Annotated in this window: 8 protein-coding genes and 1 pseudogene; 4 read left to right on the top strand and 5 right to left on the bottom strand. The window is 38.4% G+C overall.

The annotated features are described in order from the left end of the window. Nucleotides 1-222: 222 nt before the first annotated feature. On the bottom strand, nt 223-2,181 hold the full coding sequence (locus IW22_RS22915; protein WP_131401787.1) for a TonB-dependent receptor domain-containing protein: 1,959 nt from the start codon (nt 2,179-2,181) through the stop codon (nt 223-225). A gap of 44 nt (nt 2,182-2,225) precedes the next feature. Continuing rightward, a complete protein-coding gene (locus tag IW22_RS22920) occupies nt 2,226-2,564 on the bottom strand; it encodes a carboxypeptidase-like regulatory domain-containing protein (protein WP_034731881.1) in 339 nt (112 codons plus the stop codon). 102 nt (nt 2,565-2,666) lie between these two features. Here IW22_RS22920 and IW22_RS22925 point away from each other — a divergent pair, with 102 nt between their 5' ends. Beyond that, nucleotides 2,667-5,468: a GH92 family glycosyl hydrolase gene (locus tag IW22_RS22925; protein ID WP_034731884.1), complete on the top strand. Its 2,802-nt coding sequence runs from the start codon at nt 2,667-2,669 to the stop codon at nt 5,466-5,468. A gap of 226 nt (nt 5,469-5,694) precedes the next feature. Here IW22_RS22925 and IW22_RS22930 read toward each other — a convergent pair whose 3' ends face one another. From IW22_RS22930 to IW22_RS22940, 3 genes and pseudogenes are all read right to left on the bottom strand, one after another. Continuing rightward, on the bottom strand, nt 5,695-6,282 hold the full coding sequence (locus tag IW22_RS22930; RefSeq protein WP_034731887.1) for a hypothetical protein: 588 nt from the start codon (nt 6,280-6,282) through the stop codon (nt 5,695-5,697). 14 nt (nt 6,283-6,296) lie between these two features. Further along, a pseudogene (locus IW22_RS22935) lies at nt 6,297-6,518 on the bottom strand (phytanoyl-CoA dioxygenase); the annotation flags it as partial. Further along, complete coding sequence (locus IW22_RS22940) at nt 6,517-7,767, bottom strand: dicarboxylate/amino acid:cation symporter (protein ID WP_034731893.1); 1,251 nt, start codon at nt 7,765-7,767, stop codon at nt 6,517-6,519. The pseudogene IW22_RS22935 and the gene IW22_RS22940, both read right to left, overlap by 2 nt. Before the next feature lie 223 nt (nt 7,768-7,990). On the opposite strand from IW22_RS22940, the gene IW22_RS22945 reads away from it, so the two are divergent. The 3 genes from IW22_RS22945 (at nt 7,991) to IW22_RS22955 (ending at nt 11,733) form a co-directional block, all read left to right on the top strand. Then, nucleotides 7,991-8,479 carry a BON domain-containing protein gene (locus IW22_RS22945; protein WP_034731896.1) on the top strand — a complete coding sequence of 163 codons (489 nt, stop codon included), beginning with the start codon at nt 7,991-7,993 and terminating at the stop codon, nt 8,477-8,479. Nucleotides 8,480-8,486: 7 nt separating this feature from the next. Next, nucleotides 8,487-8,906, top strand: coding sequence for an SH3 domain-containing protein (locus IW22_RS22950; RefSeq protein WP_034731900.1), 420 nt, complete (start codon nt 8,487-8,489; stop codon nt 8,904-8,906). Between the two features lie 94 nt (nt 8,907-9,000). Then, entirely contained in the window at nt 9,001-11,733 is a 2,733-nt protein-coding gene (locus IW22_RS22955) for a TonB-dependent receptor (RefSeq protein WP_034731904.1), read from the top strand. Nucleotides 11,734-12,238: the final 505 nt, after the last annotated feature.

Here is a 12,238-nt window from a genome sequence, read left to right on the forward strand (position 1 = left end):
AATTTCGCATTGAAGAGAAGATAAAATATCATTAATATTTTTTCGTCTAGGTTTAACTGATTGATTCACTGTTAAATATACGAAAAAAAGATAACATAAACAAGGTGAATCGTCTGAAAATCAAAATATTAGACCCTTAACTTAATGACATTGGGCTTTAGCCCGTTTAACAAATACATCCAATTCATCAGGCTTTAGCCAAAACCTAGCTTCGTTTATCATTTAATTCGCCCTGTTTTTCTCATCAAACTTCACATTACGATCCGCCCCTTTCACTTTTTTATTTCCAAAGGTATACGTCGCTGATAAAGTAAGCCTTCTGGAATCATAATAATTGTTGTAATAATGAGTTCCCGTTGTATAATAGATCTCGCCCCTACTTCTCGCCTGTTTGAAAATATCCGAAACAAATACATTCACCTGCAGACTCTTCTCCATAAGACTCAACTTAAGTCCGGATGTGAAATTTCCTGCGTAATTCATATAGGAATTTCCTGAATTGGATGGCAGTCTGAACCAGTAATTGAAGATCAGCTGCACTGTTTTACTTTTATTAAGCGAAAGGTTGTTCTGAAAATCAAAACTATAGCTATTCCCTTTTCTGGAAGCTGCATCAGTATCAAAAACTTTCGTTTCCATATAAGACATGTCCGTAGAATAATTGGCTTCCCAGAATTTAAAGAACGTATCAGAATAATTGACCGTGATTCCCATACTGTTCTGGTTGTAATAATTCGCAAACGTGCTGATCCTGTTTTCGCCCTGAAGATTGGCCAGCTGCCCAAATGCTTCTACCGTTCTCTGGAAATACGCAGAGGTGGACAGTTTCCCTTTATACACATGTGAAATTTCAAAATTATGATTGATAGAAGGCGTCAGCAATGGATTTCCTGTAAAGTAAGAATTCACATTGATATACCATCGGTAGGGATTGATCGCTCGGAATCCAGGCCTGTTGATCCTTTTGGAATAATTTAAATTGAAAGTATTGTTTTCATTGCTTTTGTAAGTGATATAAGCTGTAGGAAAGAATTTTCCATAGGAGTTTTCCGTCTGCTGTCCTGAGGTTAAGGAATTACCATTTACCGTGGAATACTCATAGCGCAATCCTGCTTTTGCCGACCATTTTTCATTAAACTCTTTTTCAAAGCTGACATACGCTGCATAGTTTTTTTCATTGTACTCAAATACATTGCTCTTTAAAGGATCTGTGGTAAAATTTCCGTTCGTTAGATTCTGGTAAGAAATATCTGAATTGTTATCAAAATTGGTGAACTTAACTCCGGTTTCCATCTTTGCAAACTGGTAGGGTAAGGTAAGATCAGCCTGTCCTGAGTAAATTTTATAATCAACGGTAGAAGGTGTTCTCACTACAAAATCGTCACCTGAACTTTCTGTCGTCGTAAAACCAATCAGACTTTCCGGGATATTGGAAAAATAATTTCCGGTAATGCTCAGTTTATGCCCCTGCTTTCCAAACTTAAGATCGTAGTATCCGCTTATCGTCTGCTGACGGCTATTAGCACGATGTTCCGCATAAGTAGACAGCGTATTCGTATACATTCCGTTCTGGAAATATCTCGACGTATTCTGAACATCCATATTCGAATGCCCAAAACCGTAATCGTAAATAAATCCTACATTGGATTGAGCATTAATCTGATAATCAACACTTAAATTAGCACCTAACCCATTCCCGAAATCCCGTCTCTCATCCGAACTTTTAAGACCGTCTGCGCCTTCAATGGTATAGTTTTCATAGGAACGTTTTTGATAATCATAATGCCTTAATTTCAGTGAAGATCTTAGTTTTTCATTTTGATAATTGACTGTTGCATTGTTTGAAAACCCGGTGTAAGTCTGCTGCTGAAGGCTTGTTGTAAGACTTCCGCTCCAGCCCAGATTTTGATTTTTCTTTAAAATGATATTGATAAGCCCGCTGTTTCCCTGCGCTTCATATTTTGCCGGAGGAGTCGTGATCACCTCGATCTTTTCTATATTCTCGGATCTTAAGCTTTTAAGATAAGTCACCAGCTCGCTTCCTGAAAGGTTAAGCATTCTGTCATTGATCATCACAGCGACTCCGCTTTTTCCGACGATTGAAACTCCTGAATTCTCGTCTACTTTAACCAAAGGAGTCGTTGACAATGCATCTGCTCCATCCATTCCCTGTGAAGCCACAGAATTGGATACATTAAAGATGAGACGGTCAGCCTTTCTTTCAATTAATTTTTTCCTTGCGGTAAGCGTAAGCCTTCAATTTGTTTTTCCTGTTTTTTCTCAATGAAAAAATCCTTCTTCGTCTCTCCGTTTACGCTAATCTCTGCCGTGGATACTTCTGCTCCGTCCTGGATCAGTTTGATATTGTAATTTCCGTTATCCGGAAGTTTTAAAGAATAATTTCCTTTTTCATCTGAAATAGCCGTCTGTCTGGTTTTGTCCTTCACTGCTACGATTTCTATGTATGAAACTGAATTCCCCGTCTGCGTTATTTTTCCTGTGATGCGCTGCGAAAAGGCAAGAACAGGCAGCAGCAGGATCACGGAAATTATTGTTTTCTTCATGTATTTTGTAGTAATAGTTTTTAATAAGACAATTCCTGACTTTCTTTTATTACATTCCGTTCTGCTGTTTTTTCAATATATTCGTGGGTATAAATTGATAATATGAAAAAAAGACTGGCCGTTTTCTCCTTATGCATTGCCCAGATCATATATTCCCAGAATTATTCTCAGTATGTTAATCCTTTTATAGGAACCGGAGGCCACGGTCACACCTTTCCGGGAGCTATTGTTCCCTTCGGAATGGTACAGCTTTCACCAGATACCAGAATAGACGGTAGCTGGGACGGATGCAGCGGATATCACTATTCGGATTCTGTGATCTATGGTTTTTCACATACCCACCTTAACGGAACCGGAGTTTCGGATTACGGAGATATCATGCTGATGCCCACGATGGGAACTGTAAGCCTAAATCCCAAGGATTATTCTTCTAAGTTTTCGCATAAAAATGAAAAAGCTTCGGCCGGATTTTATTCTGTTAAACTGGACAAAAACAATATCGATGTCCGTCTGACCACCACCCAAAGAGTCGGTTATCACGAATATACTTTTAACAAGTCAGGAACAGCCAATATCGTTCTTGACCTCAACCACAGGGACAAATTACTGGAAGGTGAAGTCAAGATCATTGATGAAAAAACCATTGAAGTGTTCAGAAGAAGCGAAGCGTGGGCTACCAATCAACATATCTATGCCAGAATTGAGTTTTCAAAACCGATGAAGATCTCTAAAAAAGAGGTTAACGGAAAGAATGAAGACCGACTTTTCACCGGAACCAAACTGGCTCTGGCTTTTTCATCCGATGTTAAAAAAGGAGAAAAGATCAGCGTAAAAGTTTCCATTTCTCCAACAGGTTATGAAGGGACAGAGAAAAACATGCTGGTAGAAGGAAAATCCAATGATTTTGAAGCGGTAAGAAAACAGGCCGAAACTGATTGGAATAAAGAACTTTCAAAAATTGAAGTAAAATCTGATGATAAAGATAAACTTTCTGTTTTTTACACCGCGTTATACCACGTTTTCACCCAACCGAACATCAATATGGATGTGGATGGAAGATACAGAGGCCGTGATAATAAGCTTTATACGACAAAAGGATTTGACTATTATTCCGTATTCTCGCTTTGGGATACGTTCAGGGCTGCTCATCCGCTGATGACTCTGATCGACAGAAAAAGAACGGCAGATTTCATCAATACTTTTATCAGGCAGTATGAACAGGGCGGAAAACTTCCGGTGTGGGAACTGGCTTCCAATGAAACGGAATGTATGATCGGCTACCACTCTGTTTCGGTGATTGCAGATGCGATGGCGAAAGGAATTAAAGGGTTTGATTATGAAAAAGCATTTGAAGCCTCTAAAAACTCTGCCATGCTGGATATTTTCGGTTTAAATGCTTATAAGCACAACCATTATATCAGCATTGACGATGAACATGAAAGTGTTTCCAAAACGGTAGAATACGCTTATGACGACTGGTGCATTGCTCAAATGGCTAAGATTTTAGGCAAAAAAGAAGATTATCAGTATTTCATGAAACGTTCTCAGAACTGGAAAAACCTATATAACCCGAACAGCGGATTTATGCAGCCTAGAAAGAACGGAAACTGGTATGAACCTTTTGATGCAAGGGAGGTGAACAATAATTATACGGAAGGAAACTCATGGCATTATTCCTATTCTGTACAGCAGGATATTCCAGGACTGATTGCTGCTCACGGCGGAAAGGAAAAATTTGAACAGTTTATTGATGCTATTTTCGCAGCACCAGATAAAACAACCGGCAGGGAGCAGGTAGATATTACGGGCCTGATGGGACAATATGCCCAGGGAAATGAGCCTAGCCATCACATCGCCTATCTGTACAATTATGTAGGAAAACCGGAAAAGACAGATGCCAAGATCAAATATATCCTTGATAACTTTTATAAAAATACACCGGACGGGCTTATCGGAAATGAAGACTGCGGGCAGATGAGCGCATGGTACATTCTGAGCTCGATGGGAATTTATTCCGTGACTCCCGGGCTTCCGGAGTGGCAGACAACGACACCTTATTTTGATGAGGTTAAAATTCATCTGGAAAACGGTACCACAAAAGTCATTACAAAAAACACCAACAGATCTGAGCTTCAAAAATTAGGGTTTGAAAACATCCAACCGGCAAAAGATTTCAAATATACACAGCTGACTGCATCACCAGTGATCGCCTCCGACAGGATCTTCGATTTCTCAGCCAAAGTACAGATCACTCCACTGAATCCAGGTGATAAAGTCTATTATATGACCATGAATTCAGATGATGCGAATGTAAGGAAGACCTTTTCAGCGTATAAAAGCCCTTTCACCATCAGTAAAACGACTCAGGTGCATGCCTATTCGGAAAGAAATGGTGAAAAGAGTTCTGTGACGGTTGCTAATTTTAACAGAAGACCGAATTATTGGGATATTACCATCCATTCAAAAGCAACTCCGCAATATACCGCTAATGGAAAACTGGCGCTTATCGATGGCATCAAGGGTGATGTGAACTGGAGAAAAGGGGAATGGCATGGCTATCAGGGACAGGATTTTGAAGCTGTAATTGATTTAAAATCACCTCAACAGATCACGAAATTATCTTCTACCTATCTTCAGGACAGCAGAGCGTGGATTTTAATGCCTAAAAAAGTGGAATACTACGCATCGATGAACGGGAAAGATTTTATCCTTCTGAAAAGCATTGACAATACGATTGACGCTAAAGACGAAAAAGTACAGATTCAGGATTTCGGAACAGAAATTCTTCCGACTGAAGCCCGCTACATCAAGGTAAAAGCTTATTATTACGGCAAACTTCCGGAATGGCATCAGGGCGCCGGTGGTGAGGCGTATATCTTTATTGATGAGATTTCTGTGAAATAATGGGAAGGGAAGGCTGAGGATGGAAGATGGAAGTTAATAGTAGCCCTAAAATGACTGAACCACGGCTTTATTAACTTTTGAAAATTTACCAGATTAAATATCTATAAAATAACTATCAGAACTAGACCGACAAACAGTAACTTCCATCTTCCATCCTCCATCTTCCTAACCAAAAAACAAAGCCCTTCGAGTTTTTCGAAGGGCTTTTTTTTATTATTGAAGTTTATCACTTTATCTTATACAAATCCAAAACACCGGGAGAAATTTTCAGGTCGGGTCTAAAAAAAGCGATTCCCTTTATGAAATGTTTTCTTAATGAATTTCCATTAGTAATTACAGATTCTGCTTCTATGGATAATGCTTTTATGACTACTTTATCTGACTCTTCATCGGATACGTAATAACACAAGTCCATATTGGTATCGGTCTGATCAAGATTGATAAAAACGTCATATTTTCCGTTCTCCGGATGTGGCATCAGTTGGCTGTATTGTACTGATTTTACTAAACCCTGATTGCTGTAATAATGAATTCCTGCTCTGTCCACCATGGTCCGAATTATTTTCGCACTTGGTTTTTCTTTTATTTTTACAATCAGAAGCCATACAAATAATGCTGTAACGAGTATCGCCAATAGAACCATTAAAATTTTCAGTTCAATATTGATTTTTGAATCTACAGTAAACCATGCCATCATAATCGTCATCAGGGGTGTCAATACGGCGAATATTGAAAAAACAGTTTTAACAGCCAAAGTCCAGCCTTTAGAAATTTTGGATTCAATAGCCGGAAATTGATCTTTGTCTGATTCCATTGTACTGCTGGATTTTAATTCAATTTTTCAGACCATTTCAGCTGCTGTGGCAGTTCCATATCAGAAAATTCTATATGGATTACCCTTCTCCTTCTTCCGTCTGTTGTTCTGTTTGAACCATGAAGTGTTAAAGGCTTCATAATCATAATCCCTCCTTTTTCCACTTTGCAGATTTCTTCAGTTTCCGTGTTCCAATCGATGGTTTCAGGTCTGTAGATTCCTTTGGCATGACTCTTAAACTTCCTGAGGTGTATTTTCAAGCTGCCCTTCCCATTTGGAAACAGCAGAAGTAGCCAATGCATTTCCTAATACATTCGTCATACTTCTTCCCATATCACAGAAATGGTCAATTGGCAGGATCAATGCGATACCTTCCGGTGGAATTCCAAACATGGAACAGGTTGCCACGATAATTACCAGTGAAGCTCTCGGAACTCCGGCAATTCCTTTTGAAGTAAGCATTAACACCAAAAGCATGGTGATCTGCTGACCTAATGACATTTCGATACCGTAGATCTGTGCAATAAAGATGGACGCAAACGTCATGTACATCATACTTCCGTCCAGGTTAAACGAATATCCTAATGGTAAGATAAAAGAAACTACTCTGTTGTTACAACCGAATTTTTCTAATTCTTCTACCAGTTTAGGGAAAACAGCTTCTGAACTCGTTGTAGAGAAAGCGATCAGTAACGGCGCTTTAATTCTTCTCAGCAATTCGAAAAGGCGGTTTCCTAAGATCATATAACCGACCAATAGAAGCACAAGCCAAAGAACAGCTAAGGCAAAGAAGAAGTCTCTCAGATAAACAGCGTAGACTTCAAATATTTTAAACCCATTCATGGCCACTACAGCGGCAATAGATCCTAAAACTCCAAACGGAGCGAACCACATGATGTAGCCTACCATTTTAAGGATGGCATGGGCGATGATGTCAAATAATTTAACCACCGGCTTTGAATAATCCTCGCCTAAGTTAGCAAGAGCCACTCCAAACATAATGGAAAAAACCACAATCTGAAGTACCTCGTTGGTGGCAAAAGCTTCAAATAAACTCTTCGGGATCATATGTTTTACAAAGTCTTCCAGAGAAAAACCTTTACTGCTTTTCAGAAGATCTTCTGCAGCAGCGGCATCCTGGATAGGCAGTTTAGTCACATGCCCGGGCTCCAGCCAGTTAACCAGCATCAGTCCTATAAAGAGAGAAACCAGTGAAGCGGAGATAAACCATAACATGGCTTTTGTTCCTACCCTTCCGATCATTTTGATATCACTCATTTTGGCGATTCCCACAACAAGCGTGGTAAAAACCAGCGGCGCGATGATCATCTGTACCAGCCTGATAAAAACAGTTCCGAGGAGTTTGATATTCTTGGAAAAAGGTTCCGCACTTTCAGGATATTGGGTGTGTATCACCCCTCCAATTCCTACTCCCAGAATAAGCGCAACGATAATGGCTATAAAAAGTTTATTTTGTCCTTTCATATATATAGTTCAATTCGCACAAATATAATAGTTTTTCAATTGGTACAAGATTTTGTATGAATCCGGGTTAAGTTTAGATTAAGATTATAATACATTAAAATTAAATCGCTGATTCCGAAAATATTGCAAAAAATTTAAGAAACATTTATTGAGTTTTTATTCTTTTGGTACAAATTTTATTATTACATTTGATTGTATTAACAACATTAATAAATATACAACTATGAAAAAAACTATCGCAATGGCTGCATTAGCTGTAGCTATATCTTTTGGAGCGGTTTCTTGTAAAAAGAAGATTTCTGATGCCGATCTTCAGACTCAGGCTACAACTGTCGTGACTTCTAATCCCAACGCTTCTGTAGAAGTAAAAGAAGGAGTTGCTCACCTAAGCGGAACTTTCGCTGACCAGCAGTCTAAAGATGCTATGATCACTAAATTAAAAGCTATCAACGGAGTAAAAGAGGTAATGGATATGTCTACTATCGCAGCACCAGTTGCTGTAGCACCGGTTGAAACAGCTTCTGCTGTAGATCCTGCAGTTCAGAAAAAAGTTCAGGATGCGGTTAAAGATTTCCCTTCTGTAAAAGTTGAGGTTGTAAACGGACAGCTTACGCTTACAGGAAATGTTTCTGGTCTTCAGGCTAGAAAAATCAAAGAATCTGTAGATGCTTTGAAAATCGGAAAGTATAACAATAACCTAGTGGTAAAATAATTTTAAGATGAGTACATTACAAGATAAATATTCAAGTGTAGTTTCAGCAGCTCAGTCTGCAGGAATTTCTAATCTTCAGGTTCAGGAGCAGGACGGTATTCTTTATGTTTCAGGAAGCGCTTCCAACACGGCTGCAAAAGACGCAGTATGGAATGCTTTGGGAACTATCGATTCTACGTATTCAGCTTCAGACATCAACATTGATGTACAGGTTGCAGGATTAACTTCTGGTGCTGCTTTAACGGTAGCTACGGAAGATTCTAACCTTAACATCAGACAGGAGCCTTCTACGGAAGCTGCTGTCGTAGGAAAAGCTGCTAAAGGTTCTTCTGTAACTTTAATCGAGCAGACTTCTGATGACTGGTGGAAAGTAAAGACTGACGATGGTCAGGAAGGCTATGCTTATTCAAGATATTTAAGAGCATAATTTTTCGGAAATTAATTTTTTGAAAAAAATCAATACAGACATCCCCAATCGGGGATGTTTTTTTATATTTTTACGCCTTCAAAGAAAGCACTGAATGAAGAAAATCTTATGGCTGCTGGCATTGGCATTCAATAGTATGGTCCTGTACGGGCAAAACTTATACATTAACGGAAAGGTGTCTGATTCTGATAAAAAACCAGTGGAAAACGCCACCATTTATCTCCTTAAAGAAAAAGATTCATCCATCATCAATTATACCGCGACGAACAAAGAAGGTAAATTTTCTCTGAAAACAGATGCTTTGAATGAGTCTTCCATTTTAAGAATCAACGCTGAAAAGCTTTCGCCCTATTCCAAAAAGCTGGAAAAGATAAACCAGTCTCTTACTTTGGAAGACATTGAACTTGGAAAAAACAATGTTCAGAATATTGACGAAATCAAGATTACGGTATCTCCCGTCAAAATCAAAAAAGACACGATAGAATTTAATGCTTCTTCGATCAAAGTAAGTCCGGACAGTAAAATTGAAGAGCTTCTGAAAAAGATTCCCGGTGTGGAAATCGACAACGACAAAAAGATAACGGTCAACGGGAAGGAAGTAGATCAGATCATGATCAACGGAAAACCTTTCTTTGATAAAGACGGGAAAATTGCGCTTCAGAATCTTCCGGCTGATATCATTAAAAACATTCAATTTACCACGACCAAGACGAAAGAAGAAGAATTAAGCGGAAAGAAACCCAAATCTAACAATACGACCATCAATTTTAATATTGATGAGAAAAAAAACAAAGGACTGCTCTCCAGGTTGATGCTTGGATACGGCTCGGACAAACGCTATGAAGGCAGTGCACTGTTGAGTTACTTTAAAAATAATACTAAGATCAGCCTTATCGCTTCATCGAATAATATCAATTCCCAGGGTTTCTCCAACGATGATGTATTTGACAGTATGGGAGAAGGCAGGAATTCATCAGGAATGCAGGGTGGAATGTCTTCATCAGGCAGAGGAAAAGGAATTCAGAAATCTACGACCATCGGAATCAATTACAATGATAAAATCGGGAAAGAAATGGATCTGGACAACTTCAGTCTGAGTCACTCCAATTCTGAGACGGAAACGGCCTCCAAGTCATCCAGAACGACCCTACTTCCGGAATATACGCTTACCACCCATTCTGAGAGCAATGGAGAGAGCGAAACCCGCCAGAACAATGTAGATGCTTCGGCAAAAATTACACTGGATTCTTTGAGTACCATTTATATTTCACCGAGATTTAACAACAGCCAAAGTTCCAGTATCAGCCGTTCAAAATCTTCTACCCTGAGAGATAACGGACTGCTGAACGAAAGTGATTCTTACACAAGTAATGAGTCAGAAAGCAATTCATTTAACCCTTATATTTATTATACCAAGCAATTCAGAAAGGAAAGACGTGCCCTGAATGCTAAAATAAACAGTACGATTTCCCAGTCTAACCAGGACAATCTCAACAAATCTCAGACTCAATTTTATCAGGGACCTGAGCAGAATGACAACAGAAACCAGCTGTCAAAAAGCAGGAACCAAAGCAGCATGTATAATTTCAGTGCCGGATATACGGAACCCATTTCGGATTCGGCTTCGGTAAGTTTTGAAATAGCCTACAATTCAAATATTTCCAGTAATTCCAGAGATGTGAATGATTTCAATGCGGCCACGGGACAATACTCTGATTACAATTCACCTTTATCCAACAGCCTGAGACAGAAGATCAACCAAATTTCTCCTCAACTGTCTTTTGAAGTGAATAAAAAGAAATTCAGTCTGTGGGGAACAATGAATCTTGATATTTCGGATATGAATGTCAATTCTGTGTACAATGGCCAGCAATACAGTCTTCAGAAAAATTTTGCGCTTCCAGCCTATAATTTCAGCTTCAGGTATCAGTTCTCTGAAAATAAAATGCTGAGCCTTTACAATTATGCAGCCTTCACCATTCCCGGTGCAGAACAGCTTACGCCTTATGAGGACACTTCAAATCCTTTGGTGACGTCTACCGGAAATCCCAATTTAAGAAACACATGGAGCAATAACTCTTCCCTGTTTTTCAATAATTACAATCTGGTCAAAAATATGAACTATTACGTAAGTCTTAATTTCACGTACAGAAACAATGATGTGGTCAATTATTCAAGATATGATGATGCGGGGAAGCAGCTTGTAACGTATGACAACATCAGTGGAAATAAGAATATGAGCTTAGGCGCCGGCTTCAACAAAACGTTTAAATGGAAAGACAATAAACTGACGATAAGCCCGAGATTCAATATACAGTATAGTTATAATAAAGGTTTTATTAACGGTCAGTTTTTCACGAATGCCTCTTATAATTTGACTCCCGGTTTGAATGTGATGTATGAACTTAAGGACAAATTCAGCATAAAACCGTCTTATCGACTTGGCTATAATTTTTCAAAATACACCAATTACAGCATTGATAATGTACACACAGCCAATCAGACCCTGAAACTGGAGCTCACCAATTATCTGTTTAAAAGCAGACTGATTTTCGGAAATGATTTTGAATACAATACAAATTCAAATATTGCGCCCGGTTTCAAAAAGGATTTCTATTTCTGGAATACGAGTTTGGGTTATTCATTCTACAAAAAGCAGTTTACGGCTAAGATAAAGATCTATGATGTTTTAAACCAAAACCAGAGCGTCAGAAGAACCATTTCCAATTCATATATTGAAGACCGTGAAGATCTTATCCTGAAACGCTATATTATGTTCTCACTGAGCATGAAGCTGAATAAATTTGCAGGAAAAAAAATGCAGTAAGGAAACTTGTTTAATGAAGTCATTTAAACTTTTTTGGATCAATTTTAAAACTTGGGGAGTACAATTAAAAAGTCAACTTGTTTAAAATTTTTAGTTGGATAAGCGCAAAGGAACGCAATTTTTTTTCTAATTCGAATGCTTTAAGGCGCAAGGATTTTATCTCCGATAAAATGGTAATCCGTTCAATAAACAACAATGAACTTGCCGAAAATCTTAGATTTTCTTGCGCCTTAAAATATCCTCATTTTTGATCAAGCTTTGCGTTCCTTTTGCGTTTTCCAACTATGAAAGGATATAATAAATGTCTGGCTGAATAGCTTCAGGACCTTATAAGGGAGATTTAAAACTCTTATCATCAAACACATCAATGCACATCATCTTATTTTCCTATTTCATTCTTAAGGAAAATAAAAGAGTGAACAACCTCAATAAAAAGTTTAAAATGAGTTCAATCTATAAAATCGGCAAGTGTAAAAAATCTCCCGCAGATCAGGCAGATTAAGCA

It is taken from the genome of Chryseobacterium sp. JM1, from assembly GCF_000737715.1.
GTDB lineage: Bacteria > Bacteroidota > Bacteroidia > Flavobacteriales > Weeksellaceae > Chryseobacterium.